This is a genomic window from Sedimentibacter sp. (assembly GCF_032080165.1).
Classification (GTDB): Bacteria; Bacillota; Clostridia; order Tissierellales; family Sedimentibacteraceae; genus Sedimentibacter.
Window position 1 is genome coordinate 206,769 of sequence record NZ_DAMASY010000005.1, and the last position, 14,744, is coordinate 221,512.

General features: G+C 35.0%; 12 protein-coding genes. 9 read left to right on the top strand and 3 right to left on the bottom strand.

The window, feature by feature from the left end; all coding sequences use genetic code 11:
* Positions 1-30: 30 nt before the first annotated feature.
* From RT412_RS09230 to RT412_RS09240, 3 genes are all read left to right on the top strand, one after another.
* Positions 31-714, top strand: coding sequence for a TetR/AcrR family transcriptional regulator (locus RT412_RS09230; RefSeq protein ID WP_313340266.1), 684 nt, complete (start codon positions 31-33; stop codon positions 712-714).
* Positions 715-767: 53 nt separating this feature from the next.
* Positions 768-2,291 carry a serine hydrolase domain-containing protein gene (locus RT412_RS09235; protein ID WP_313340268.1) on the top strand — a complete coding sequence of 508 codons (1,524 nt, stop codon included), beginning with the start codon at positions 768-770 and terminating at the stop codon, positions 2,289-2,291.
* Between the two features lie 167 nt (positions 2,292-2,458).
* Entirely contained in the window at positions 2,459-3,106 is a 648-nt protein-coding gene (locus RT412_RS09240) for an MBL fold metallo-hydrolase (protein ID WP_313340269.1), read from the top strand.
* Between the two features lie 95 nt (positions 3,107-3,201).
* Here the strand turns inward: RT412_RS09240 and iadA are convergent, their stop codons facing one another.
* From iadA to RT412_RS09255, 3 genes are all read right to left on the bottom strand, one after another.
* Complete coding sequence (gene iadA, locus RT412_RS09245; protein ID WP_313340271.1) at positions 3,202-4,344, bottom strand: beta-aspartyl-peptidase; 1,143 nt, start codon at positions 4,342-4,344, stop codon at positions 3,202-3,204.
* Between the two features lie 13 nt (positions 4,345-4,357).
* Positions 4,358-5,785, bottom strand: coding sequence for a Na+/H+ antiporter NhaC (gene nhaC, locus RT412_RS09250; protein WP_313340273.1), 1,428 nt, complete (start codon positions 5,783-5,785; stop codon positions 4,358-4,360).
* Positions 5,786-5,973: 188 nt separating this feature from the next.
* Complete coding sequence (locus tag RT412_RS09255; RefSeq protein ID WP_313340275.1) at positions 5,974-7,986, bottom strand: sigma 54-interacting transcriptional regulator; 2,013 nt, start codon at positions 7,984-7,986, stop codon at positions 5,974-5,976.
* A 225-nt stretch (positions 7,987-8,211) separates the two neighbouring features.
* Between RT412_RS09255 and RT412_RS09260 the strand changes: the two genes are divergently transcribed.
* From RT412_RS09260 to ligD, 6 genes are all read left to right on the top strand, one after another.
* Positions 8,212-8,709, top strand: coding sequence for a flavodoxin (locus RT412_RS09260; RefSeq protein WP_313340276.1), 498 nt, complete (start codon positions 8,212-8,214; stop codon positions 8,707-8,709).
* 36 nt (positions 8,710-8,745) lie between these two features.
* The gene (locus RT412_RS09265) at positions 8,746-9,603 is read left to right on the top strand and encodes an AraC family transcriptional regulator (protein WP_313340277.1); all 858 of its coding nucleotides are present in this window, start codon (positions 8,746-8,748) and stop codon (positions 9,601-9,603) included.
* A gap of 170 nt (positions 9,604-9,773) precedes the next feature.
* The gene (locus tag RT412_RS09270) at positions 9,774-10,481 is read left to right on the top strand and encodes a B3/4 domain-containing protein (protein WP_313340279.1); all 708 of its coding nucleotides are present in this window, start codon (positions 9,774-9,776) and stop codon (positions 10,479-10,481) included.
* A 79-nt stretch (positions 10,482-10,560) separates the two neighbouring features.
* Positions 10,561-11,436, top strand: coding sequence for a YitT family protein (locus RT412_RS09275; protein ID WP_313340281.1), 876 nt, complete (start codon positions 10,561-10,563; stop codon positions 11,434-11,436).
* A 106-nt stretch (positions 11,437-11,542) separates the two neighbouring features.
* The gene (locus RT412_RS09280) at positions 11,543-12,316 is read left to right on the top strand and encodes a Ku protein (protein WP_313340283.1); all 774 of its coding nucleotides are present in this window, start codon (positions 11,543-11,545) and stop codon (positions 12,314-12,316) included.
* Positions 12,317-12,320: 4 nt separating this feature from the next.
* A complete protein-coding gene (gene ligD, locus RT412_RS09285; protein ID WP_313340285.1) occupies positions 12,321-14,726 on the top strand; it encodes a DNA ligase D in 2,406 nt (801 codons plus the stop codon).
* Positions 14,727-14,744: the final 18 nt, after the last annotated feature.

Sequence of the window (14,744 nt, forward strand, 5' to 3'; positions counted from 1 at the left end):
ATCGGTAATACATAATTACAAGGAGTTAAAATGAGCAGGCAGATAAAATTAACATTGAGAGAGTTAAATTTTGCAAAAACAAGATATAAAATTTTACAAACCTTTTTAGAGTTAAATATGAAAAAAGATTACGATAACATCACTGTAGATGAGATATGTGACGTGGCGGAAATATCAAGAGGAACATTTTTTAATTATTTTCCTGCGAAGGAACATATTTATACCTATTATGGATGGTGGTTCTGTGCAAAACTGTTTGTTGAACTGAATACTGAAAAATATAAAAAATGTTCCAGTTATGACAGGATTAAATTTGTCTTTGACTTTACAGTAAAAGAAGACAATCAATATGATAATCAAATGCCTCTTTTTATCAGTCATATATTAAGGCGTGATATGAATATCATAAAAGAAGTGGAATATACAAAAGCAGATTATATATATCAGTTCCCAAACAACGGAACATTGATCTCGGATTCTTCAAAAATAGATTTACCAACTGTAGGAGAAATCTTTTTAAATTTATTGAAAGAAGGAATTGAAAAGAAAGAATTCAAATCGGATATAGATATTAAAAAGGCAGCGCTCCATTTGTTGTCTATATATTTTAGTCCATATATTATTTATAAGTTCATGCGTCAAGAATGTCCCTTGGAAGAAGTATATACCGCATTACTGGATGATATAATAGAACCCATACGTAATAAAGATTAAGCTTGTTAATAAATATAAAAAGGAGAAATAGTGCGGATCTCGGAGAAAATTATATGAACACTAAAAGCATGTACAAATCAATTTATTTAAAATCATGGGGTAGGATATTAATAGCTATGATAATATCCTTTATATTTGTTGTGTCTGTTTCAAGGTTACATCCAATTACCAAAGCTGAAAAAGATGCACCATTAGAAATTTTTACAGCTTATCTTGATGAACGTATTCCTGATATAATGAAGGATTATAATATACCGGGAGCCAATATTGCTCTTGTAAAGGATGGAGAGGTTATCTGGACAGAAGCATACGGATATGCTGATCTTGAAACAGGGCGAAAAATGACAACGGATACTTATTTAAGGGTTGAATCCATATCAAAACCGGTTACTGCCTGGGGAATAATGAAATTGGCGGAGCAGGGGAAAATAGATTTAGATAGTCCCGTCAAACAATATTTGAAGAGCTGGAGCTTCCCTGAATCAGTGTTTTCCGAGGAAGATATAACAGTAAGGCAGCTTCTCAGCCATTGCTCCGGTTTACCATTAGGTGATTTTACTAAACGATATTTACCTGCGGAGGAAATACCTTCATTAAAGGATGTTTTATCAATAGAGGCGATATTGGAACAAGAGCCCGGTTTATCATTTGCATATTCAAATACAGGGTTTAATTTGCTAGAATTATTGATAGAAGAGGTTACAGGGCGTGATTTTGACGAATATATGAAACAGGAGATTCTAATTCCCTTGGGTATGTACAGTTCCGGTTTTACTTGGAGTGAAAAGTTTAACCCCGCTGTTCCTTTTGGCTATGATTTGAAAGGTAAATTTGTACCGGTATATATATACCCCGAAAAAGGATCAGGCGGTCTTTTTTCCACAATAGGTGATATAGCTGCATTTACAGTAGCAGGGATGTTCAATTTGCCACAAAAACAACAAGAACTTAGCCTGCAAAGTATCAATATGCTTTATACTCCAATGGTTGAAAAATTAGGTGTTTACAGTAATGTTTTTGAATCGTACGGCTTGGGATACTATATTGAAAACTTATCTGATGGGAATTATGCAGTTTCTCACGGAGGTCAAGGTGCCGGATGGATGACTCATTTTCACTCAGTACCTGAAACGGGAGATAGTATTGTTATATTGACAAACAGTCAGCGAAGCTGGCCGTTTATTGCCTACCTGTTAAGTGATTGGGCAGAATGGAGCGGACTTTCTGAAGTTGGAATGAGCCGGATTATATATGGGGTATATTTATTATGGTTATTAATCTGGATAATTTGGACTTATTTGCTGTTGAAGTTATGTAGATTTGTAGAGGAACTTATTACCAAGCAACGAAGGTTTTCACCATTTTCAGAGGATTTCCTGCTTTTAAGAATCATACAAAGCGGATTATCTATCGCATTGATAGCAGGATTATTATGGTGCATCAGGCAGGATTACCTATTTATTTCGTCTGTATTTCCGATAGCATCCGTCTGGTTGGGAGTTTCTATTTTGGCATTCGCAATAACTATGCTGTTATTATCCTTTTTTCCTGAAGCAGCAAAATCATTGGTATCATAAGATTTGTACCATGATTTTGTGCCTTGAGTAGGATTGCCATTTCCTACGATGATTGAATTGAATTCTGATCAATTATGGAAAAACAATTTATTGATAACGTTTGATTTGATTGATCAAAAGATAATTTTCCGTAAATTAGTTAAGTAAAAAAGACAGGAGAAGAGATAATGAAAATTCAAAAAATAAAAAACAGAGGTATTTTATTTACATATGATGAATTGGAGTGGGATTTAAACTTTTATTTGATAAAGGGAAGAAAAAACAATTATGTGATTGACACAGGACTGGGTCCCCAGAACGTTGAAAATGTTATGAAGTATATGAAGAATGGCAGCAGAAAGACTATAGTTGTGAACACACATTATCATTGGGACCATATATGGGGAAACTGTTCCTTTGAAGATTGCATAATTGTGTCTCATACACTATGCAGAGAGATGATTTTGTCGGAATGGTATGGAATGATGCATAGAAACAGCCGATACAGCCGCGGTATAGTCGAGATGTGTCTTCCGAATTTAGTTTTTCAGAATGAGCTATACTTCCCTGAGGATAAAATCGGGATATTTCATACTCCCGGTCACACCATTGATTCAATAAGTATCATGGACGAAGAAGATGGAGTGCTTGTGCTTGGAGACAATATTGGCGACAACATGGATGAGATTGTTCCAAGCATCAGTTGTGAAAAAGACGTATATATAAGTACAATGGAGAAATACGAGAAGATGGATTTCGACATTTGCATTTCAGGACATAATAAGGTGCTGCACAAGGATGTAATACGAAAAATATTAGATAGAATGACGGATTAATATTTTCTTGAATAAAAACATTGCCTAAATTGAGCACAGACAAAAATGCCTTTACCGCTGATGTATCATTAAGCGGTAAAGGCGTCCTGCATTCTTTATTCATATGTTCCCTTAGTCATAAGTTTTCCGTTATCTAACATTAATTTTCCGTTTGCAATTACCGATACTATATTCATTTCTTCATTTACAATCAATACATCTGCATCTGAATTCTCCTGAATAACTCCTTTTTTAGGATATATTTCAAGTGCTTTAGATACATTGACGGTGAAGAAATGCAGTGCATTTTCAACACTGAAATTCAGATTGTTAACCATGTTTTTGAATTCATTGTATAGACTGCTTACGGATGAAACACCTATTTCCAACATGTTCCCTGCTGCGTCATAATTTGACCAACTTCCGTATCCATCTGAGCTCACAGTTATATTTTCAAGCGGCACCCCCATTTTTTCAGCTTCCATAATTACGTTTGAAGGTGACATTTCTTCTGACATACCACATGTTAAATCTATTATGCCGCCTCTTTTGGCATAATCGAAAGATTCAAGCAACAGTTTTCTTTTTCTGTTTACATGAGTTGGCCTTATTGTTTTGACAGGTATTTCTGTTTTTTCCAGCACTTCATTTATTAATCCGATTCCGGTATCGCCATTACCCATGTGAGCAGTAACAATTCCGGCTTTCCCCGACATCATCCCGGCAACCCTTGCATCTGAAGCAAGTCTTGCCAATTCATCACATGAAATACTTGATGAACGATGGTCTGATAAGGCTATTTTTACACCTATTATTTCATCGATAAAAGCAATGTCTTTTCTTACTGAGTTTGTAATTGTAACAGAAGGATATCCATATGAACCAGTTAATGTATAAACTGATATTCCTTCCTCTTTTAATGACTTGGCTTTAGATACCAAATTTTCAATATTTCGTGTTATCGAGTCTGTTCCAAGAAGACCTACTACTGTGGTAGTTCCGCATTCTATTAGCTTCGACAATGTAATTTCCGGAACCCGAGTTTTAAAACTTCCCTCACCGCCGCCGCCGGTTATATGGACATGATTATCTATAAATCCGGGTATAAGCTTTTTCCCCTTACCATCAATAACATTTACTTTTTCATTAAACTTATGTATGCTGTCTTCTATTAGTGCAATTTTATCATTTATAATCAAGACATCTTTTACACCGATGTATTCTGGTGTATAGACCTCAATATTTTTTATTAATATCATAATGCGCTTCACCTTAATTAGTTTTTTTCTTTGACGGATCTATATATGCAATACCAATTCCTGTAAATGCCAGAATTATGGCAAATACAATTCCCATGTAGCATAATACTGCCCAAGGCAGATATGCAAGGGTATCAACACCCAATGTGGCAGTCATATACGCTCCTGCTGCGGACCATGGAACAAGGGGAACCAATACTGTACCCGAATCTTCCAGAGTTCTTGATAAATTTTTTGCCTGAAGGTTATATTTTTCATAAACAGAATTAAACAGCTGTCCCGGAAGTAAAATAGATAAATAGGAATTACCTGTAACAAATGCGACTGTAAAGCATGAAGCTATTGTTGAAATTATAATACCCGCTGTAGATTTCACCCTTCGTGTAATTGCTTCAAGAACTGTATCTAACATACCTGTTATGCTCATGATTCCGGCAAAGCCCATAGCACAAAACACCAGTATTGTGGTTCCCGCCATGGATACTGCACCGCCCCTGTTTAATAATGTCATGATATCTTTTATTACTTCTCCTTCATATCCTGTCATTGTAACATTAAACCCGTTAATAAGCGACAAAAATCCGTTTTTCAAAGTAAATCCCTGCATAAAAATTCCTATCAAAACAGCAATCAATGAGCTGCATAGCATGGTCGGTATTGTAGGCCATTTAACAAATGAACCCACTAATATCAAAATTACAGGTATTAGAAGTACAATGTTCCAGTTGAACATAGAATTAAGAGTATTTTGAAGCGTGCTTACCATCTCTGCTGTATTTCCCGCACCGCTTGATCCTAATCCGGCAATAAAATATACTGTTAAAGATACTATGGTAGCCGGAATCGTTGTATAAAGCATATGCTTTATATGATCGTACAATGCGGCACCTGCTGCCAACGGAGCTAAATTTGTCGTATCTGACAACGGTGATAATTTATCGCCAAAATATGAGCCGGCGACTATGGCTCCTGCTGTTGCCGGAAGAGAAACTCCTAAGCCTCCTGCTATTCCCATTATGGCAACTCCTATGGTTCCTACCGAGCCCCAGGATGTCCCTGTTATAGTGGAAAATACTGCTGTTATTAAAAATGCCGTAACCAGTAAAAATTTAGGATTTATAATCTCTACACCGTAATAAATAATCATCGGAATAACGCCTGAAAACATCCATGATCCAATAAGGGCACCAACACTCCATAAGATCAAAATAGCAGGCATTGCCATTGAAATTTTTTCAATGATCCCCTTTTGCATTTCATCCCAGGTATATCCTAAGTTAATGGCTATACCTCCTGCCAAAAATGCAATCAGGATAAGTATCGGCTCAGCTTTAAGCTTCATATAACCTACTCCGATTACTAATGTGACCATCATGAAAATTATTGGCATAATTGCTTGAGTAAATGTTGGTTTTTTCTTTACTCTTTCTTTTTTGTTCATTATTTATTCATCTCCTTATAAATTTAGATATAATTTATTTAGCAATTATTATGCCAATTATATTTATAAGTAATATTTTTAAAAATATCAATAATATCCATTGATTTATGGATACATTTTTATTTTAATCTGATTGTTTTGTAAGCATCATGTATTTTGATGGATAAAAAAAACCATACCATGGCTAATTATAACCATCTATGGTCTGAATATTTTTCAATTACTCTTTTACCCTTCTTGGTAATTCTTGAACCTTGCTTCTTATAATCAGAGATTAACTGCTTGCTTTTCAACTCTGTTAATATTTTACGTATTTTTCCTTCGCCGATTTTTTCATTTTCTTCCGATGCAATTTCAGCAATTTTTGTTCTTCCTAAAGGGATACTTTCATTTTTGGCTAATAAGTTAAGTACCCATATAGAATAAGAATCCAGAAACACATCATCAGTTTTCAAGGTATTACGCATATAGCTGTGAAGCAATGATATACCTGTTTTCTCTCCTTCATATATCAATACCAAATATTCAATAAGATTCAACATTTCTCTGACATTGCCCGGCCACTGGTAGTTTAATAAAAAATCTATGGTTTCTTCTTCAAAAAACTCATCAAGGGACTGTATTTGTTTATCCGTCAATTTAATATTTATAAAATGCTTCAGAAGATACTCCACGTCATCTCTTCTTTTGCGTAAGGGAATTGTTTCTAAGGGCAGTATATTTAACCTGTAAAACAAATCCTGTCTAAACTTATTTTCTTTTATCATTTCAATTATGTTTTTATTGGTCGCAGCAATAACCCTCACATCTACTGTCAATTCATCTGCAGCGCCTATTTTTCTTATTCGTTTTTCTTCAAGAACCCTTAATAGCTTAGTTTGTATATCAATGGGTATATCTCCTATTTCATCAATAAATATAGTTCCGCCGTTTGCTATCTCGAATATTCCCATTCTTCCACCCTTTATGGCTCCGGTAAATGTACCTTCTTCATACCCGAACAATTCTGCTTCAACAAGACTTGATGTCAAGGTTGCAATGTTAATGGGGACAAACGATTTGCTACTTCTGTACGAATTCATATGTATTGCCTGTGCCAATATTTCCTTACCGGTGCCGTTCTCTCCTGTTATCAGTACGGTTCCGTCACTTTTTGAAAATTTTCGAGCCCTGCCGATCATTTCTGTTACATTTGCATTAATTGTAATATAATCATTGAAATTATGTAGATTCCTTTGAATATATGCATTAATTCTCTGATTGTATTTTATGTCAGTTGCAGGTATATCCCTATTTATTTTAGCTGAAACTATATATCCGTATTTTTTTAAAAAGTTGACTTGCCTTATTTCAATTGATATTTCTCTGTTTTCAATTTTGCATACAAATTTTATATTATCATTAATGCTGAACAGGTCTATATTTATTAAGTCGAGTATATTTTTTCTAAGCAAATCTTTTTTCTTAAACCCAAATATATATTCAAATTTAGAGTTTACACTAATTATTTTTCCCTCACTGCTAATAAATGAAACTCCGTAATCCAGATTGTTTACAATAAGCTGCAGCTTTTGCTCGGATTCATAATAAGCTTTTCTGCTTTCATCAATTTCTTTTGAAATATCAATTATATCTCTTATATATTCTTTTATCGCGCTGTCGTTTACTTGCTTTTCAATTTTTAAAACAGATGCTATTTCATGAACAGATTGAACATCTAATATCCTTGAGCCTATATCAATCAGTTTTTCAGGCTTATAAGGAACTAACTGACTTTCTCCCGCAACAATCGCTATCTGCAAATCGGGACATACGGTACATCCCGGATAATACGGATTATACCTTACATGATCAAGCCCAAGTTCAATGAGCTGTTCAATCGCTTCTTTTGTTGACTCATAACTATCATTAACAAACAGCACATCTTTATTTTCATCGATGCTTATTATTTCTTTTATGTTTTTATGATTTACAATTCTTCTTGCAATTAGTGAAGGTATATTTGAATCTATATATCTTGAAGCCTGATTTTTGAAATGGGAGCTGGTGTACAGCACTAAGTCCGCCTCGGGCTTCTTTGACTTCAACTCGGATACAATTACACTTTCTGTATTTACATATTTATCAAACAGGTTTTTTAGTTGATTTGATATTATTGCTCCTGTATTTATACCTTCACTGATAATAAGTATTTTCTTCATTTCATTCACCGCTTTCAATTTATTATGTGAATTACGATTACCAACTTATATGCTCCGAATTAATATATCAATTATAACAAAATCCAGAATTTTTACAATATAAAATGAGCTTAAGCTTCTGAAAAACAATCCATATGGTCTTAAAAACATAACATTAATACTTGACTAAGACATATAGTCATGAAGTATTATATATGTAGGCTTTTAAGAAAGGAAATATAACATATGAAAAAAGCACTGGTAGTTTATTATTCGCTTTTTCAGAATACAATGAACTTAGCATTTGAAATTGCAGCACAGATAGATGGTGATATAAGGGAATTAGTGCCTGACAATAACTATTCCTTTAATTACAATACAGCGGTAAAGGAAGTAAGAAACCAGATTGAACGGGGATTTTGCCCCAAGTTGATCTCAGGAAATGAATCTGTAGATGATTATCAGACAATATTTATAGGTACACCCAATTGGTTTAAAACATTGGCTCCGCCTGTTACGAGTTTTATCAGGCAGCATGATTTGGCAGGCAAAACTATTATTCCGTTTTGTACTCACGGTGGCGGAGGGTTTGGACAAATTGAAAATGATATTTCTAAAGAGTGTCCAAATTCCATAATTGTACCCGGTATTGCAGTAAACGGTCTTGCTGAACCGGAAGAAGTCAGAAAATGGCTTGACCAAACTCTCATTTTGGTGCAAGAATTGAGAGGATTATATTTATAAAACGCTATATACTTTAAATTGTAGGGAGATGATACGATGGAATGGATATCAAGATTGAATGAAGCAATTGATTATATTGAAGAAAACCTTGATAAAGAGATTAGCTATGATAAACTGGCGCAGATAGCATGCTGTTCAACCTTTCACTTTATAAGGATGTTTTCTTATATTGCAGATGTTTCGCTTTCTGAATACATCAGGAGGAGAAGGTTAACAATGGCAGCTTTTGATTTACAGACCGGAAACGATAAAATTATTGATATTGCTCTCAAGTATGGTTACGATTCACCTACTGCTTTCAACAGAGCTTTTCAAAATGTTCATGGAATTTCTCCGACTGCTGCTAAAAGACAGGGAGTATCCTTAAAAGCATATCCTCGTATCAGCTTCAAAATAACAATTAAAGGAGATAGTGAAATGAATTACAAAATTATAACAAAGGAAGCATTTAAGATTGTTGGTGTTAAAGAAAATTTTAGCATGAGCAGTGAAGAGTGCTTTGCAAAGGTTCCGGTTTTTTGGCAGGAAACGATCCAAAGCGGAGTTATACCTTCTATTCTTGAATTAATTAATTGTGAACCATATGGGCTATTAGGAGTAAGTGCTAATACAAATGATAAGGAATTAGCTTACTACATTGCAGCAGCTACAGATAAGGCAACACCTGAAGGAATGGACGAATATCTGGTGCCGGCATGCACCTGGGCTGTTTTTGAATGTATCGGTGCTATGCCATATGCTATACAAGAGCTGCAAAAACGTATTATAACAGAGTGGCTGCCAACATCCGGTTATGAATACGCAAATGTACCTGATATAGAGGTTTATTTTGAAGGAAATCAACAAGCTCCGGATTATAAATGCGAGGTATGGCTTCCAATAATTAAAAAGTAATAAATTGAAAAAATGGGGAAACCCAAGTTTTTAGCTCAATGGATATTACATTGGGCTTATTTATTTGATGAAATTAATAAAATAACTTTGTATTTTGGTTTTAAAATAATATAATTAAAGTGTACAAATTATAGAAAAAAAGTTATATTTAATATTATGGAGGTATTCAAATGAAAAAATTTATAACAGAAGATGATTTTTGGAACATATTTCCTGATGCAAGGATCGGTGTAGTTGTTTGCCACGGCATAGATAACTCTGTTAAAGATAAAGACAAATATATGGATATGATTTTAAATTCGGAAAAAGATGCTTTAAAATATTTAAAGAATGAAGAGTTCAGCAGCAACGAAGTTATAAAAGTATGGAGAGAAGCATTTCAAAAATTCAAAACAAAGAAGGGCGCAAGATCATCCATTGAATCATTACTAAAGAGAGTTTATAACGGGAATCATTTAGGAAATATTAATCCTTTGGTTGATATTTACAACTCTATTTCTTTAAAATATGCGTTGCCCTGCGGCGGTGAGGATATTGATACCTTTGACGGTAATATAAGATTAACAAAAGCAGTCGGAGATGAAAGCTTTATTACATTGGGAACCGATAAAAGCGAGCCGCCCTATGAAGGTGAAATAGTATATAAAGACAGTCAGGGAGCAATATGCAGATGCTGGAATTGGCGTGAATCCGTAAGGACTATGCTTACGGAAAATACGAAAAATGCATTTCTGTGTATTGAATCGGTTGATGAAAAAAGAATAGAAGAGTTTGAAAGTGCGCTGGAGGATTTAGCAAAAATAGTACAGGATAATTTAGGCGGAACGTGTAAAGCTTCAATTCTTGATATTAACAATAAAGAAGTAGTTATTGAGTAAACGGCAATATGAGTATAATAAATAAATATTTGAAAATAGAAATCGAACAGACTAAAAATATCATATTTATGAGGAAAGCATGGAAAATATAAAAAAGTTATTTAGTAACATGGTTTATTTGGTTACAGGATGCGTAATTACAGCATTTTCCGTTAATTACATACTTAAGCCAAACGGACTAATAACAAGCGGTATAACCGGTTTAGCAATTATTTTGGAGAAATATATGAATATTAACTATTCATATATTTATTACTTTATTACATTTATAATTTTAATTGTTACCTATCTGCTCATGGGCAAAAAAGAAATTGTAAAGATAATATTTCTTTCAATTTTGTATCCCACTGTCTTATTGGTGATGCAAAATATTGAATTTAAGTTTGTAGAAAATGACCTGCTTCTTGCTTCTATATACTTTTCAATTTTTTATGGCATCGGTGTGGGAATGATACTTAGAAAAGGGTTTTCCTTCGGAGGCACTGATACTATAGCAAGAATTTTGAACAAGAAGTTTTTTCCTTCAATAAATGTAAGCTATATTATGTTAATGTTGGACGGTGTTGTAATAATCATTTCTGCATTTACATTCGGAAGAAATATAGCTCTTTATTCTGTAATCAGCCAAATGATAGTAACAAAGGTCTGTGACTATGCAATGTTTGGTTTTGGTACTAAATTGTACAAGCTTGAAATAATCAGCTCACAATATGAAGATATCAGCAAATTTGTAATGCATAAATTAGGAAGAGGGGTAACTGTATTTAAGGTAAAGGGTGGTTATACAAATGATGAAAAGGTTCAAATAGAAACGGTTTGTTCTCCCAATCAGTCAATAATGATACAGAAGTATATTAAAGAGACGGACCAAGCTGCATTTGTAAAGGTAATGCCAATTGTATCGGTTTGGGGTAAAGGTAATAGATTTATAGATATTAATATGGAAGGACCATGATGAACTTTTTCAACAGCCTAATAGATTGATGATTTTGTCATATATCTAAATATTTGCCGAATACTTGTAACATATCTGGAAACAATATCCTTGGAGGTGTTTCAATATGATATCACGTAAATCGGTAATAACTTTCGGCATGGTGGCAATTCCAATTGCAATGTACACAGCAACTCAGGACAATGACATACATTTTAACCAGCTGCACAAGGAAGATAACAGTCGAATAAAATACAAGAAAACCTGTGGACATTGCGGCAAGGAAATTACGTCTAAAGATATAGTAAAAGGATACGAGTATGATAAGGACAAGTACGTCGTTATCACAGATGAAGAAATAGAAAAAATCAAGACTGAAAAAGAAAAATCCATTCAGATATTGCACTTCGCACAATTAGACCAAATTTCTCCGGTTTATTATGAAAAAACTTATCAGGCAGCCCCCGAACCCGGGGGTGAAAAAGCTTTTGAACTTTTACGTTCCGCACTTATGGCTGAACAGAAGATAGCCATAGGAAGGACCGTAATGGGGACGAAGGACACGCTTATGGCCATCATTCCACGTCAGGAAGGTATACTTATTTCCACAATGTTTTATGCTGATGAAATTAAAGAACTACAAAAACCATACACAAAATTCGAAGTATCGGAACAGGAGCTTAATATGGCAAAAGTTTTGATTAATTCAATGGATACTCCGTTTAATCCCTCAAAATACAAAGATGAATACCAGGAAAGGTTACGTGAGCTAATTGAGGCAAAAATTTCCGGAAAGGAAGTGGTTGCTGCGGAGAACGATAATACAGGCAAAGTAATCGATCTTATGGATGCATTAAAAGCAAGCGTGGAGAAAGCGAAGAAAGATAAGGAATCGGCATAATTTTATGAAAGAATTTCTTAACGAGTATAATCAAAAAAGGAATTTTGAAAGAACCTTAGAGCCGGAAGGAAAAACAGAAAATTCCGAAGAGGGGCTCAGATTTGTGGTACAGCACCACTTGGCTCGCAGTAAGCATTATGATTTGCGTTTGGAATGGAACGGAGCTATGTTGAGCTGGGCTGTACCCAAAGGACCTTCATATAATACTCATGAAAAGAGGTTGGCAATACAGGTTGAAGACCACCCGTTAGAATACAGAAATTTTGAAGGCACAATTCCTAAGGGAGAATATGGTGGCGGAGTGGTCATGATATGGGATGAAGGATATTGGGAGCCTTATGTCAATGTAGAAAAAGGACTCAATGAAGGCGTGCTTAAATTTGTTCTGAAAGGAAGGCGTCTCAAGGGAAAGTGGGCTTTAATCAGGTTAAAAGCAAAAGCCGGTGAAAAAAAAGATAATTGGCTTTTTCTGAAGGAAAAAGATGATTATGTCAAAAATACAGACGGGATATCTGAATTTACTTTTAGTGTAAGAACCGGACGAACTATGACAGAAATAGAAGAGGGTAAAGAAGAAAAAGTTATTAAAAATCCTTTCAGCAAAGCAGATGTACAGCTTGCCAAATTAGTCAGGAATATTCCTGAGGGGGAAGATTGGCTCTATGAGTTAAAATATGACGGATATAGGATTATGTCATTTGTTGAAGGCAATAACGTAAGATTGGTAACCAGAAACGGCAATGATTATACAAGCCGATTTTATGACATAAGCTCTGTAATTATTGATTGGGCTGATAGAAGGGCTATGGTCCTGGACGGAGAAACAGTAATTACGGATGCTTCCGGTAAGACGGATTTTCAAGCTCTGCAGAATTATATGAAAAATCAGGAATCTCAAAATCTGACTTATATTATATTTGATTTGCTCGCACTTGATGGGGTGGATTTAAGAGAACAACCTTTAATTAAAAGAAAAGAAATGCTTGAAAGCATAATGAAAGATGCCCCGCAAAATTTGTATTACAGTCGTTATATCAGAGGACATGGAAAAGAAAGCTTTGCCGCTGCATGTGAAGCAGGCATGGAAGGAATAATAGGCAAAAAAGCCGATTCTGTTTACAGCGGAACAAGAAACGGTGACTGGATAAAGCTTAAATGTGATAAGAGACAGGAATTTGTAATCGGCGGATATTCACTTTCCGATAAAAGATCAAGAGGTGTAAGCTCGCTTTTGCTGGGGATTTATGAGGGTGATGATTTAGTATATGCAGGACGCGCCGGTACCGGAATCAGTGAAAAAAATATGATAGTTCTTGAAAATAAATTTGAGAATTTAAAGAGGGCGGATTCACCTTTTAAAATTACACCTGATATTAGGTTAAATGAAAAGATTACGTGGCTTGAGCCTGAATTAGTTGCTGAAATTAAATTTGCCGAATGGACTAAGGATAATTTGTTAAGGCAGGCAAGCTACAAGGGCTTAAGAACAGACAAGGAGCCGGAGGAAATAAAAAGAGAAAGGGAAGAGGAGATGCTTCAGCCAACAGTAAATGAAGAAAAACCAATTGAATTAAATTCAAGTAACCTTATTATTGAAGGAGTAAAAATTTCGAGTCCGGATAAAATAATTTTCAGCGAGCCGGAAATTACAAAAGAAGATATTGTTAGATATTATTCAAAGGTTTCTGCGCGAATGCTTCCTTATGTAAGACATAGGATTCTTAGCATCGTTCGTTGTCCAAAGGGCATATCTCAAAATTGTTTTTATAAGAAGCATTCAAGCCCGGGAAGTACCGGAATAGGCACAATAGAAGATTATTTTTACATTGAAAGCGCTGCCGGGCTTATATACGAAGCACAGATGGGAACACTTGAATTTCATATTTGTGGAAGCATTGTTGAACAGCTTGATAAGCCCGACATGATGGTATTTGACTTAGATCCGGACGAAGGCATGGATTTAGCCAAGGTGCGTCAAGGCGCGGAGGATATCAAAGGTATTCTTGATGAGCTATCGCTTAATTCATATCTGAAGGTTAGCGGCGGCAAAGGGTATCACGTGGTTGTTCCTTTTAAACCTGTGGCAGACTGGGATGCATTTCGTGATTTTGCAAAACGTGTTGCAGAAGTTATGGAGCAAAAATGGTCTGATCGTTACACGAGTAATATAAGAAAAGCTAAGCGTACAGACAAGATATTTATAGACTGGATTCGAAATTCCAGAGGTGCTACAAGCATTGCTCCTTATTCTCTAAGAGCGAGAGAAGGTGCAAGGGTATCCATGCCTATATCCTGGGATGAGCTGTATACGGTTGCTCCTGACGGTATCAATATGGAGGATGCACTCTTGAGAATTGAGAGAGATGACCCTTGGAAAGATTTCTTCCAAAACAGTCAAATGATTAAATAATTTGAACCAAAAGGTATA